The 13,656-nt window shown below is 66.2% G+C and carries 10 protein-coding genes; 2 read left to right on the top strand and 8 right to left on the bottom strand.

Features of this window, described 5'->3' with window-relative positions; all coding sequences use genetic code 11:
- Positions 1-66: 66 nt before the first annotated feature.
- From BKG76_RS17740 to BKG76_RS17730, 4 genes are all read right to left on the bottom strand, one after another.
- Positions 67-351, bottom strand: coding sequence for a WhiB family transcriptional regulator (locus tag BKG76_RS17740; protein WP_070938755.1), 285 nt, complete (start codon positions 349-351; stop codon positions 67-69).
- A gap of 169 nt (positions 352-520) precedes the next feature.
- The gene (locus BKG76_RS24535) at positions 521-739 is read right to left on the bottom strand and encodes a hypothetical protein (protein WP_083338081.1); all 219 of its coding nucleotides are present in this window, start codon (positions 737-739) and stop codon (positions 521-523) included.
- A gap of 161 nt (positions 740-900) precedes the next feature.
- Positions 901-1,725 carry a dienelactone hydrolase family protein gene (locus tag BKG76_RS17735; protein WP_070938754.1) on the bottom strand — a complete coding sequence of 275 codons (825 nt, stop codon included), beginning with the start codon at positions 1,723-1,725 and terminating at the stop codon, positions 901-903.
- Positions 1,726-1,780: 55 nt separating this feature from the next.
- Positions 1,781-3,850, bottom strand: coding sequence for an ATP-dependent DNA helicase UvrD2 (locus BKG76_RS17730; protein WP_070938753.1), 2,070 nt, complete (start codon positions 3,848-3,850; stop codon positions 1,781-1,783).
- Between the two features lie 90 nt (positions 3,851-3,940).
- On the opposite strand from BKG76_RS17730, the gene BKG76_RS17725 reads away from it, so the two are divergent.
- The gene (locus tag BKG76_RS17725) at positions 3,941-4,237 is read left to right on the top strand and encodes a mycoredoxin (protein ID WP_070938752.1); all 297 of its coding nucleotides are present in this window, start codon (positions 3,941-3,943) and stop codon (positions 4,235-4,237) included.
- A 7-nt stretch (positions 4,238-4,244) separates the two neighbouring features.
- Here BKG76_RS17725 and nudC read toward each other — a convergent pair whose 3' ends face one another.
- The 4 genes from nudC to BKG76_RS17705 form a co-directional block, all read right to left on the bottom strand.
- Positions 4,245-5,177 carry an NAD(+) diphosphatase gene (gene nudC, locus BKG76_RS17720; protein WP_070938751.1) on the bottom strand — a complete coding sequence of 311 codons (933 nt, stop codon included), beginning with the start codon at positions 5,175-5,177 and terminating at the stop codon, positions 4,245-4,247.
- 1 nt (position 5,178) lies between these two features.
- Positions 5,179-6,264: a potassium channel family protein gene (locus BKG76_RS17715; protein ID WP_070938750.1), complete on the bottom strand. Its 1,086-nt coding sequence runs from the start codon at positions 6,262-6,264 to the stop codon at positions 5,179-5,181.
- 105 nt (positions 6,265-6,369) lie between these two features.
- Positions 6,370-9,609, bottom strand: coding sequence for an ATP-dependent helicase (locus tag BKG76_RS17710; protein ID WP_070938749.1), 3,240 nt, complete (start codon positions 9,607-9,609; stop codon positions 6,370-6,372).
- Positions 9,606-12,782 carry an ATP-dependent DNA helicase gene (locus BKG76_RS17705; protein ID WP_070938748.1) on the bottom strand — a complete coding sequence of 1,059 codons (3,177 nt, stop codon included), beginning with the start codon at positions 12,780-12,782 and terminating at the stop codon, positions 9,606-9,608. The genes BKG76_RS17710 and BKG76_RS17705 overlap by 4 nt, the downstream gene beginning before the upstream one ends.
- 90 nt (positions 12,783-12,872) lie before the next feature.
- Between BKG76_RS17705 and BKG76_RS17700 the strand changes: the two genes are divergently transcribed.
- A complete protein-coding gene (locus tag BKG76_RS17700) occupies positions 12,873-13,655 on the top strand; it encodes an alpha/beta fold hydrolase (protein ID WP_070938747.1) in 783 nt (260 codons plus the stop codon).
- The last annotated feature ends 1 nt before the right edge of the window (position 13,656 follow it).

The raw sequence follows: 13,656 nt of genomic DNA, 5'->3' as shown, positions 1-13,656 counted from the left end.
CCCCATCGCACCGTGGCGATGGGGAGCATTGGTTATCGAGGCCTGCGGCATCCGCGATATGCCGCGTCATGCCGCGGCGGTGTCTGCGTCAGGCAGTGAGTCCTTGCGCGGACGTCCACGGGGCCGCTTGCGCGCCACGATGGAACCCTGCTCCAAGATCTCGCCACCCCACACGCCCCACGGCTCTGCGCGATCCAGCGCAGCGGCCAGGCACTGCGACCGGATCGGGCAGTCCGCGCACAGCGCCTTCGCCCGCTCCAGGTCGGCGGGGCTTTCCGCGAACCACAGGTCCGCATCCGCGACATGGCACGGCAGCGCGAGTCTTCGGGCCTCCACTTCGACGGTCATCATGTGTCCGTTCACCTGCTTCCTCTTCGGTTCCTGTAAAACTGCTGGTCTCGTATCGGTGTCTTATCGATCGAGATCCGGAACCACGTCTGAGGTTTTGAGGCTCAAACAAATGTGGCCACGGATCCCGGTGGTGTCGGGTCCGTGGCCTGGGAGGCAGTTGTGGGGCTACCTAGATGTATCCCCTATTCACGGACGCGACATACGCGGCGGCTGCGGCGGCAGCGGCACGGTGCTTAATCGCAGGAGCCGAGCCAGCCAGCGACATGGCAGCTACCGCCGGCTTAACGGCGGTAGGCGTCTGGAGCGACGGCGGAGCGATCGGCAACACGACAAAGGCACCATGGGCATCACGCCACAAGGTGTCTCCGTAATTCATGGGTGTGTTCATTTCGCTCCTCCTTCCGTCTACTCGCACGTGAACAGGTCTGTGTGGAATCCTCACGAATTCCTGACGCCCAGAGTAAAAGGTCGCCTATTCGGTTGACAAGTTATTTTTGACCTGCGGCAATACTTCGAAACCAGTTTCGTCGAACTGGCATCTTTTTCGGTCTACACGGATGTCAGCAGTCGCGAGCGGAACAGGTCCAACACCTGATCCAGCGCAGCGCGCGTGGGCTGGCCGGGCTCATCGATGAGATGTTCGGTGACCACCGAGTGCGGCGGCATCGGTGAATCCGGGTTGGCGACTTTGCCGGACAATTCAATGCCGATGAACGCATCGCCCAGCTCATCCCTGAGGAACTGGAACCGCTCGGCCGGCACCAGCTTGTCGCTGGTGAAACGCATGCCGAGCACCTTGAGCCCGTCGTGTTGACAGCGATGCTTGACCTTGGCCAGGTCCGACGGCGAGATATCGATGTTGTACCGGGCCTTCTTGCTGAGGCCGACGGGCATCGACGGCTGCGACAGCACGGGTGCCAGCAGGCGGTCGTCGGCGGCCATGGCCAGCGCGTATCCACCCGTAAAACACATGCCGATGGCGCCCACCCCGGGGCCGCCGTTGCGCTCATGTTCGTTCTGGGCCAGCGCGCGCAGCCAGTTGATCACCGGCGAGGTCTTCCCTGTCGCCAGCACCGTGAATTCGCGGCTCACACAGCCACGGAACATCGAGGACGCCATGTAGGTGGCGGTGCGCAACCAGCCGCCGTCCTTGGGGTCGGGGTTCTGCCCCGGATTCCCGAAGAGATGCGGCATGACGGCGGTGCAGCCGATATCGGCGACCTTGCGCGCGAAGTCGGCGACCTTGGGAGTTATCCCGGGCATCTCGGCGATGACGATCACCGCCGGTCCGCTGCCCTTTCGCAACACGATCTTGGTCTCGCCCTCATGAGTGAAGGTGCCTGCTTCGAAATCGCGGAGGTCATCGTCGGCCATGGGGCGAGCCTAGGACGAGATCACGATCCGCGCTAGACACGTGTTGAACAAGGGCTCACGAGGATCGAGCACGCACCAAACGCAGCACGTCAGGGCCGTATTGCTCCAGCTTGCGCGCACCGATCCCGGGAATCGCAACGAGGGCGGCATCGTCGCCGGGAAGCAGTTCGGCGATGGCGATCAAGGTGTTGTCGGTGAACACCACGAACGCCGGCACCTTCATCTCCTTGGCCGTCTGGAGCCGCCAGTCCTTCAGTACGGCAAGAAGTTCCTCATCGATATCGGATGGGCAGCTCTCGCAGCGCCGCAGCAGCACCGCGGCCGGAGTGCTGAGCGACGCATTGCAGATGCGGCAGCGTGCACCATTTCCCCGGCGGCGCGGCGTGGCCGCCGCGGGAAGTTGTGCACTCGGGGCGATTCCGTTGAGGAATCGGGAGTGCTTGCGCGACTTGCGACCACCGGCCGCCCGCGCGAGTGCCCAGCTGAGGTTCACATGCACACGCGCGCGGGTGATTCCGACGTACAGCAGGCGGCGCTCTTCCTCCACCGGTTCGATATCGCCGGACCGCGACAGGGCATGGGAGATGGGCAGGGTGCCGTCGGCCAGCCCGACCAGGAACACCGCATCCCATTCCAGACCCTTGGCCGCATGCAGCGAGGCCAGCGTCACGCCTTGCACCGTGGGTGGGTGGCGCGCCTCGGCCCGTACCCGTAATTCACGGACCAGACCGGGCAGATCCAGTTCCGGCTGACGGACGCACTCCTCCTCGGCGAGCTCGACAAGGGCACGCAGCGATTCCCAGCGCTCACGCGCCTGGGTACCGTGTGGCTCCTCCGCGGACAATCCCAGCGGTTCCAAGACTTCCCGAACCTGTTGCGGTACAGGTGATTCTGCAGATTCGCGGTCCGCCGCACGCTGCAGGGCGACCAGCGACTGGCGCACCTCCTGGCGCGTGAAGAAACCTTCGCCGCCACGCACCTGGAACGGTATGCCGGCCTCGGTGAGCGCCTCTTCATACACCTCGGACTGCGCATTGATGCGGTACAGCACCGCGATCTCCGATGCCGGGGTTCCGGATTCGATCAATCCCGCAATGGATTTCGCCGCGGACTTGGCCTCCGCGGCCTCGTCGTCATGCTCGGAGAACCGTGGGGCGGGCCCCGCCGGCCGCTGACCGATAAGCTGGAGCTTGCTGCCCGCGACCCGGCCCTGCGCCGCGGAGATCAGCCGGTTGGCCAGCGAAACCACCTGCGGTGTCGAGCGGTAGTCACGTTCCAGACGAACCACCGTCGCATCGGGAAAACGGCGGGAGAAGCCGAGTAAGTACTGCGGAGTGGCCCCGGTGAACGAATAGATGGTCTGGTTGGCATCGCCCACCACCGTCAGGTCATCGCGAGGGCCCAGCCACGCGTCGAGCACCCGCTGCTGCAGCGGGGTGACATCCTGATATTCGTCGACAACGAAACAGCGGTAGCGGTCCCGGAACTCGTCGGCGACAGCCTCCGAGTTCTCGATGGCCGCAGCGGTATGCAGCAGTAAGTCGTCAAAATCGAGCAGCGTGGACCCGTCGGGCCGCGCCTTGAGTTTCTCGTAGCCCGCGTAGACCTTGGCGACCTGTTCAGCCGGAACCGGCGTGTCCCTGCCGAACTTGGCCGCGGCCGCCGGGTAGGCCTCCGGGCTGATCAAAGACGCCTTGGCCCACTCTATTTCACCGGCGAGGTCACGCACGGTATCGGTGGTGGTGCTCAGTTTCGCGCGATTCGCGGCCTGGGCGACCAGGGTGAACTTGCTGTCGATCAACTCCCAACGGGTGTCGCCGACCAGCAGCGGCCAGAAGTACCGGAGCTGACGCAGCCCGGCGGCGTGGAAGGTGACGGCCTGCGCGGACCCGACGCCCAGGTCGCGTAGACGGCCCCGCATCTCCCCCGCCGCCCGCTGCGTGAACGTGACCGCCAGGATCTGACCGGCCGCGACATGGCCGGATTCGACCAGGTGGGCGATGCGATGGGTGATGGTGCGTGTCTTACCGGTTCCAGCGCCCGCGAGCACACAGACCGGGCCGCGCGGCGCGGTGACGGCGGCGCGCTGCTCGTCGTCGAGACCATCAAGGAGAGAGCGCGCCACCGGGCCATCCTCTCAGCAACCGCCGACAACACCCGGCCCCCACCCCGCTGTTGACAGATCTCACACCCCGAAGGAACACCCCGGCGGGGTATGACGTTGAATGCCGATGTGACTACCGCGAGCGATTCCGGCCTGACCATGTACTCCACCACGTGGTGCGGCTACTGCCGTCGACTTGAGACGCAGCTGAAGGCAGCCGGTATCGACTACACCAAGGTCGACATCGAAGAGGATCCGACAGCGGCCGACTATGTCAGAGGAGTCAACGGAGGCAACCAGACGGTACCGACCGTGAAGTTCCCGGATGGCAGCGCACTGACCAATCCGTCGCTGGCCCAGGTGAAGGCCAAGCTCGGCGGGGGGCACCTCCCACCTGTGGGGGACTAGTCCTCGCCTACGGTCTTCCCGCAGGCGGCTCGTCCCCGGCGTACGCCCAGGATTCGACGATCTCCCGGGCGATGGAAATCGACCCCGGCAACATCAGCCGGGAGTCGGATGGCGTGGTCCAATCCCCCAACTCGAGCGCCGCGCGCACCTCATCGCGGGTGAACCAGTCGGCCTCGGCGATCTCACCGTCGTTGAACGAGAACGGCTGCGACGGGTCACCGATCGCATGGAAGCCCAACATGATGGACCGCGGGAAGGGCCAGGGCTGGCTGCCCAGGTACTGCACATCGGTGACCTCGAGGCCGACTTCTTCGGCGATCTCGCGGGCCACACACGCCTCCAGCGATTCGCCGGCCTCGACGAACCCTGCCAGCAGCGAGAACATCCGCTCCGGCCAGAACTTCTGACGGCCAAGCACCGCGCGATCGCCGCCGTCGTGCACCAGGCAGATGACGGCAGGATCCGTACGCGGGAACTCCTCTTGCCCGGTGGTTGCGTTGACCCGAACCCAACCGCCCTTGGCGGGGGTGGTGGGCGATCCGTCGACGGGGCTGTAGCCGGCACTGTCATGCCAGGAGAGCATGGCCATCGCCGTAGCCAGCAGGGCCGCACTGGTGTCGTCGAACAACTGACCGGAACGGCGCAAATCCAGCAGCGGTGCACTGTCGTCATCGAGCTCGGCGCGCACCGCCCACACGTGGCGGCCGCCCGGTATGCGCCCAAGAAACACGGCGTGCTCAGGCGGCTGATCCCCGGAGCGGGCGGCATCCTCGAGGACCACCTGCCCGTCGACGATGTTCACGCGGCCGCGAACGTCCAGGGTGATCAAACCCGCCTCGGACCAGCCCTTGGCCAATTCCTCTGGGTTTGAACGTAATTCGTCGGCGCGATCCAGCCCGACGCGCGAGAGCAAGGGGATGTTGCGAAGACGGAAGGTCATGTCACGCTCCGGCGTTGCGGACGTAGAGCAGACGATCGGTTGCCTCGATGGAATCCACCTCCGGGGCGTCCACCCGGTGCAGGGTGCCGTCACGCACCACCCCCAGGACGATGTCCGAGAGGTGGCGTGGTGAGCCGCCCACCTCGCTGCGCTCCACCTCGCGTTCGGCGATCGCGAATCCTGCCTCCGGGGTCAACAAGTCCTCGATCATCTCGACGACCCGCGGTGTGGTGGTGGCGATGCCCAGGAGCCGACCCGCTGTTTCGGAGGACACCACGACCGAGTCGGCGCCCGATTGGCGCAGCAGGTGCACATTCTCGGCCTCGCGGATCGCGGCGACGATCTTGGCGTTGGGGGCAAGTTCACGAGCGGTGAGCGTGACGAGCACCGAGGTGTCGTCGCGGTTGGCGGCCACGATGATCGACTTGGCGTTCTGCACACCCGCGAGTCGCAGCACATCGGATTTGGTGGCGCTGCCTCGCACCGTCACCAGGTCGGCAGAGGCCGCGGCATCCAGGGCCATCTGGTCTTCATCGACGACCACGATTTCGGACGGAGCGGCGCCGTCGGAGAGCATCGCCTGCACGGCGGTCTTCCCCTTGGTGCCGTATCCGACGACAACGGTGTGGTTGCGCACGCGGGCCCTCCATCGCTGGATCTTCAGTGCTTGACGCGAACGTTCGGTGAGCGCTTCCACCGTGGTGCCGACCAGAACAATCAGGAACAGCAGCCGCAGCGGCGTGATCACCAGGATGTTCACCAGCCGCGCACCCTCGGTATACGGAGTGATATCGCCGTAACCGGTGGTCGAAAGCGAGACGGTGGCGTAGTAGAAGCAGTCCAGGAAGCTGAGCGGGTCGCTCTCCTCCGGGGTGGACGCGACATCGCGGTAGCCGCTGCGATCCGCGTACACCACGAGCACGGCCGCGAAGAGTGTTCCCAGCGCTATCAGGATGCGCTTGCCGATCGCTCGCCATGGGCTGGCCGTATTTTCGGGGATACGCAGAACACCGACCAACGCATGGTCTGGCTGTGCGGTCAGCGTCTCATCCAGGCCGCGAAACCGCTGGCGGAACTTACCTGCCATACGCCGATCGCGTCCGACTCACCGGTTGCACGGGTGTCAATCTACTCATATGGCGCCCGTGGTTCGCGTTGGCTGGCGACATACCGGCAAAAGTTTGGGCAGATATCAATCTCGAGTCAGCTCTGCGAGCTCCTCCGCGTGCGGCAATTCGGGCAGTTCGCCCGGGGCCACCGTGCGACCCGTACGCACGTAGTGGAACACCGCATTCACCCGTGAGGGATCGATTCCCTGCAATGCCGCCCACGCGTGCCGGTACACGGCCAGCTGCACCGCGGCGGCCTCCATCTCGGCGCCCGACGGCTCGTGACCGGTCTTCCAGTCGACGACTGTCCAGGTGCCCTCTGTACTGCCATCGGGTCCGAACACCGCATCGATCCGTCCACGCACGACAGTCCCGGCGACAGAAATCTCGAACGGCACCTCCAGTTCGGCGGGGGTTCGGTCCGCCCACTCCGAATCGAGGAAGGCCGACTGCAGCGCCGCCAAATCCTCGGCATCCTCGAAACTCCCGTAGCCGTCGCCCGGCAGATCTTCGAAATCGATGAGCCGCACCGACCCATAGTGACGCTGCACCCAGGAGTGGAAGGCGGTGCCGCGACGAGCTTCCAGGTCCGGACGGGTGGGTCTCGGGCGCGCCAGCCGGCGCGCGAGGGACTGCGGATCGCGACGCAGCTCCACCAGGCTTGTCACCGAAAGGTGCTGAGGAAGAGTCAAATCCGGACGTCGATGGGCCAGCTCGCGTTCGCGCAGCAGCGCGTCGACGTCGGCGCCCCACCCGTCCGGATCGTCCTCGTCGGCTTCGGTCAGCGGGGCCCTACCGGCGAGCGCTTCCCGCACCAGCTGCGCACCCGCCTCAAGTCCACCGCGTCTGCCCGCAAGCGGGTCGGCGGGCCATTGCGCTTCGACTGTCTGATCGAGCATGGGATTGCGTTCGCCCGCCGCCGGCTCGGTAGCCCACTGCTCGACAGTTCCACACGGAATGCCTTCGGCAGCGGCGGCTTCGATGACATCGCGCAGTTCGATCAGAAAGTCCGACGGGCCCTTCGGTTTGAGTCCGGTTTGGCCCCAATGGTGTCCCGAGACGAAAAGCTGTTCGGCCGAACGGGTCACCGCCACGTACAGCAGCCTGCGCTCCTCATCGATCCGGCGAGTGGCCAGGCTGTCCTTGTGGCGCGCGATGGCGTCGGAGAGCTGTTTGCGGTTCGTGATGCCCTCGGTGTCCAGCTGCGGAACTCCGAAACGATCCCCCTGGGTGGCACGATCACCGCGCACCAACGGCGGAAGTTCCGTGGCACTCGTCAACCAGGTCGATGCGGCCACACCCGACGGAAACACTCCGGCGCTCAGATGCGGAACGGCGACGACGTCCCATTCCAGCCCCTTGGCCGAATGTACGGTCAGAATTTGGACTCGCCCCGGGCTTGTCGCCACTTCCACAGGTGCGAGGCCCTTTTCGATCTCCCACGCGGCGTCCAGGTATTGCAGGAACGCGGCGACTACCCCCACCGGATCGCTCTGATCGGCGGCCTCGGCGAATCCTGCGGCCACGTCGGTGAAGGCACGCAGTTGGTCCAAGCCGCCGCTGCGTTGCGCCGCGACGAGTTCGACATCCAGTGCCAGCACCCGCTGCACCTCGGAGATCAGGTCGGTGAGCGGCATACCGAGGCGCGCGCGCAACGCGGACAATTCCCGTCGCAGCGCGCCCAGGCGCGCCCAGCCTTCCGGCGAGTACTCATCGGCTGTGCCGGGATCGCTGATGGCGTCGGCCAAGCAGGGAACGTCGGCCTCTTCCCCGATGTCCTCCCCGGCCTTCCCTGATCCGCCGCGACCGAATCCCGTAGCCCGTCGCCACAGCACCACCAGATCGTGGGCGCCGAGGCGCCACCGGGGGCCGGTCAACACTCGTAGGGCGGCCGGGCCGGCCGTCGGGTCGGCGACAAGGCGCAGCATCGCCACGGTGTCGGCGACCTCCGGAAGACCAAGCAGTCCGGTCAATCCGATTACTTCAACTGGAACACCTTGTGCAACAAGGGCTTCTGCCATGGGAGCGGCATCACTGTTGCGCCTGACCAGCACCGCCGATGCTGGTGGGCGATTTCCCTCGCGGTGCGCCTGCTGGTACACCGAGGCAAGTTGTGTCGCAACCCATTCCCGTTCCGCGGCGACGTCACCGAGCAGTGCACAGGCGATGTGCCCGGAGGTGGCGTCCGGCCGGGGCCGCAGCGGTCGCACCGCTACCGAACGCCGACGCGCCTCCTCCGACACGGCGTTGGCCAGGTGCAGGGCTTCGGGCGGATTGCGCCAGCTGGTACGCAGTTCCTTTGTCGGCGCTGGCGATCCGTCCGGCAAGGGAAAGTCGGTGGTGAAACGGGGCAGATTAGTCGCCGATGCGCCACGCCAGCCGTAGATGGATTGGATCGGATCGCCCACGGCGGTCAACGCCAATTCGGGGTCGACACCCCGACCGAACAAGGACGACAACAAGATGCGCTGGGCATGCCCGGTGTCTTGGTACTCATCGAGCAGCACCACCCGATAGCGATCCCGCTGAGTCTGTCCGACCACAGGATGATCCGCGGCTAGGCGAGCCGACAACGACATCTGTGCACCAAAATCGAGAACCCCGCGGGCACGCATCAGCGCAATCAGCTGCTCCACGATCGCGAGGAGCTGCGTGCGCTCATGCTGTGTTTCCACCAATCGCAGCAGCCACGCGCTCGGGCCGCCCTCGCGCTGACGCGGGCCCGGAGGCAGGGTGTGAATCAACTGTTCCAATTCGTCATGCGAGGACAGCAGGTCGGTGGTGTCTACCAAATGCTCGGACAGCTGGCCGGCCAGCACCAGCACCTGAGCGGTGACGGCGCCGGGCGTCTTCTCGGTATCCAGATCCCCATCGAAATCGCAGACCAATCGGAAAGCCATCTGCCACAACTGTGTTTCGGTCAGCAGACGCGCATTGGGCTCCATGGGCAGCAACAGCCCATGCTCGCGGAGCAACGTTCCGGCATAGGCGTGATAGGTGGCGATGACGGGATCGGGTTCGTCGGCGCTGACCGGTGCCATGATCCCGCTGCCCGCCAATCGGGCGAGCCGCGACCTGACGCGTCGCAACAACTGACCCGCTGCCTTACGGGTGAAGGTGAGCCCGAGCACCTGGGCGGGCGCGGCATAGCCGTTGGCCACCAACCACACCACCCGAGCGGCCATGGTCTCGGTCTTGCCCGCACCAGCACCCGCGATCACCACCATCGGACCGGGGGGCGCCCCGATGACGGCAGCCTGCTCATCGGTCGGCTCGAACAGCCCCAGGGCCTTCGACAATTCGGCTGGCGAGTAAGCGCTCACGACTGACACACTGCCTGCCCATCGGTCTGTGCGGGGCAGCAGGTCCGCAGCGGGCAATGCCCGCAGCCATCGTTGACTCGTGCGACGAACACCGGACCTTGTGTGTTGGCCGCGGCGTGGTGGATGGTCTCACGCCAGGTGTCCTGGACCTCCGGGGTCAACGGATCCTGATGGCGTTGGGTGGCACCGACATCGAGGTTGGGCTTGGCGATGTACACCAAGCGGCCGCCACCGGGTTCACCCGCGGGTTGACCGTCGATAAGCCCCTCGGCGGCAGCGACCTGATATGCGGCGAGCTGAGCGTGTTGTTGCGCATCGTCTTTGGTGGCGGGACTCTTCCCGGTCTTGATGTCGATGACGACGGGGCGCCCCTCGGCATCCCGTTCCAACCGGTCGATGCGGCCGACCAGTCGCACCTGCGGGTGACCAGCGCGCGAGAGAATTCCATCGACACCGATCTCGCGGCCGACCTCGGTGAGTTCACCACGGGTCGACGCACGCCAGGTGGTGAATGCCTCCAAAAGCTCCTGATGCCGTGCCAGCTCGTTGCGCGCGTACCACTGCGAGTCGAACGGCATTGATTCCCAGGCCTTGTCGAGCTCGCGACGCATCGTGTCCGGATCTGCGGAGTGCACGCCGACAAGCTCATGCACCAATGTGCCCAGCGCCCGGCGCGGATCGGTGAGGTCGGTGCCACCGTGCCGTTCCAGCAGCCAGCGCAGCGGACACGCTATGAGTGTCTCGACATTGGAAGGCGACAAACGGACCGGACCGTCCTCGGCTTGCCACAGCGGCTGCTCGCTGCTGACATCGGCAAGTCCGTACCAGGTTTCCGGATTCGCACCGGGCACTCCGGCGTCCGCGAGCCGGGCCAGTTGTCGGGCCGCGCTGCGGCGGCGAGTTTCACTCACCTCTCCGTGTGCGGCAGTGACGACGGCGCGCAGTTCGCCGACGAGGCTCGCGGCGGTCAGCGCCCGTGATTCCGGTGTGCCCGGACGGTATTCGGGCATCACCCATTCCGGATGGGCCACCATGAGTTCGGTGAGGAAACGTGACGCCATCGCGGGTCCGCCGCCCATATCGGCGTTCTCATTGTCGACGGCCGTAATCAGAACTCGGCGGGCCGCCCGGCCCACGGCCAGCAGCAGCAGGCGGCGTTCCTCGGCGAGTGCGACGGCCGCTCCGTCGACGTGTGCGGCGTGATCAATGCCGGCCAACACATCCATCAGCTGCTGAGTACGCAGCACCCCACCCCGCACCGCGGTGTTGGGCCACAGTCCTTCCTGGACGCCGGGGATCGCGACCACATCCCACTGCCTGCCCACGGCAGCATGCGCGCTGACGATGGCGACGGCATCGGGTTCGAGTCGCGTCGCGCGCCGACCGGCCAGCGCCAATGACCGGATGTGGTCGATCAGACCCGTCACGCCGATACCGGGTGTGCGCGCCACATGCTCGGAGGCAAGGTCAAATAGCGCCGACACGGCATCGAGATCCCGATCGGCCTGGGCAGCCAGCGGACCTCCGCGTTGCGATAACCCATCCCAGCGCCGCTGCAGACCGGACCGAGTCCACGCCGACCACAGCACGTCCAGAACGCTGGCCCCGGCGGCGATGGCCTCACGAGCGGCCGCGATCACTGCGCGCACGCGTCGCAGCGGAGCAGCCTGGATATCCGTGAGTGCCGCCAGGTGTGCGTCATCGGCGTCGACGAGAACCACACGCAGCAGCTCCGCGCTGCTGCGTTCACCGCCCCGGGCCTCCTCGGCACGCAGCAGTTGGCGTCGTAACCGCCTCAGCGCCACGGGATCAACCCGCCCGAACGGACCGGTTACCAGTGTCGCCGCGTCCTCGTCGTGCACATCCCCCTGAGCGGCAGAGACCGCGAGCAGCAGCGCATGCACGGCGGGAACCGCAGCCACCGGCCCGTCGTGCGACTCCGCGTGCACGGGAACTCCTGCCGATTGCAGGGCACGGCGCAGGGCCGCACCGCTGCGCGGGACCGACCGGACAATCACCGCCATCTGCGACCACGGCACACCGTCGATCAAATGCGATCGGCGCAGGAGGTCGACGATCAGCGACGCTTCGACGGTTTCGGTGAGCACCGCGGCAAGACGAACAGCGGCCGCGGGGTTCTCTGCCCCGTGGATGACCCGTGCCGGAGAGCTGCCGGGGAGCCGCTGGGCTACCGCGTTGGCAAGTTCGGCGACGGGTGCGGCGCAGCGGTGCGAACCCTGGAGTTCGATCATCGTGGCGCTGCTGTCGGCACCAATCTGCAACAGCTGTGTATCGGCACCACGGAACCCGAACACAGTTTGATTGGGGTCGCCGGCGATGACACAGACGCCTGCCCTTTCGGCCAGCAGCCGCACCAGCAGCGCCGCCTGTGGGTCGAGATGCTGGGAATCGTCCACCAGGAGAAGATCGATGCGATCGCGTTCCATCGCAAGAATTTCCGGCTCGATGGCGAAGGTCTCCAATGCCGATCCGACAAGCTCGGCGGCACCGAGTGCGGGCACCGTGGCCTGCGGAGCCGCCATACCGACCGCGGACCGCAGCAGCATGACCTGCTCGTACTCTCGCGCGAGATCGGCGATCCCGACCCACTCCGGACGACTGTGCCGCCGTCCGATCGCACGTAGCTCCCTGGCATCCACGCCACGCTCGGTGCACCGTGCCATCAGATCGCGCACACCGGTGGCGAAACCGGCCGTCGTCAGCACCGGCCGGAGCGACGCGGGCCATGAGCCACTGTTGTCTTCAGCGTTGCCGCACAACAATTCCCGCACAATGCTGTCTTGCTCTGCTGCGGTGATCAAGCGCGGTGGCGGATTGCCCTGACGGGCAGCGTGCGCAGCGAGCACGGCGAAGGCATACGAATGCACGGTGCGGACCATGGGTTCACGAATCGCGACGGCGGCACCGCGTTCAAACACCGCGGCCGAGACCCGGTTACGCAGATCGGCACTCGCCCGGTTGGAACCGGTGAGCACAAGAATGGACCCCGGGCTCACGCCGGCAGCGGTGTGAGCGGCCACGATATCGACCAGCAGGCTCGTCTTGCCGGTTCCGCTGCCACCGACCACCACGAATCGGCCTCTACCAGCGGGGTCCAGCAGCTCTGCCGCCGCGCCGCCCCAGGATCGGGTCGAAGGGTGCGGCGTCGGCATGTGCAGATCACAGCACGAGGGTCCGACAAGTGGATCTGAGCTGGCGATCCCGCGCAACGATCGCACGAGGATCGTGGCAGGATTCCGCGAGTGACACCGACGCTGACGACCCACCGATACGGACCCGATGAACCCGCACGCCTGCTGGCGTTGCATGGACTCACCGGGCATGGCAGACGCTGGGCGCCGCTGTTCGATGAACACCTCACCGATGTGTCCGCCGTGGCACCGGACCTGCTGGGGCACGGACACTCTCCCGCGACCGCGCCGTGGTCCTTGGAAGCACACGCCGATGCGGTCGCGGCCGTGCTCGACGAAGCGCAGACCGGGCCCATCGTGGTGGTGGCGCACTCGTTTGGCGGCGCCACCGCGTTGCACCTCGCGGCACGCAGGCCCGACCTAGTGAAGTCGCTGGTACTGCTGGACCCGGCAATCGGATTGGACGGCGACTGGATGCGGCAGATTGCCGACCAGATGGTGGCCTACCCGGACTACACCGACCGTGCCGAGGCCAAGTCGGACAAGGTCGCAGGGGCGTGGTCGGACGTACCGGATCACGTCATCGAAGCCGAACTGGACGAGCACCTGATCCCGTTGCCAAACGGCCGATGGGGCTGGCGGATGAATCTGCCCGCCGTGGTCACCGCGTGGAGCGAGCTGGCCCGCGATATTTCGCTACCCGCCAACATCATTCGTGTCACCCTGCTACGCGCCACGCGCACCTCGCCCGCCTACGTGACATCCGAACTTCTGGATGCTCTGCGGGCCACGCTCGGCGACCGGTTCGAACTGATTGACATCGACTGCGATCACATGGTGTCGCAATCCCGACCCACCGAGACCGCCGCCGCGATACGGTCACACCTGGAGTAAT

This window comes from Mycobacteroides franklinii (assembly GCF_001853795.1).
Lineage (GTDB): Bacteria > Actinomycetota > Actinomycetes > Mycobacteriales > Mycobacteriaceae > Mycobacterium > Mycobacterium franklinii.
The sequence above is the reverse complement of the archived record's forward strand: the minus strand, read 5'-3'. Positions and strand labels throughout refer to the sequence as shown.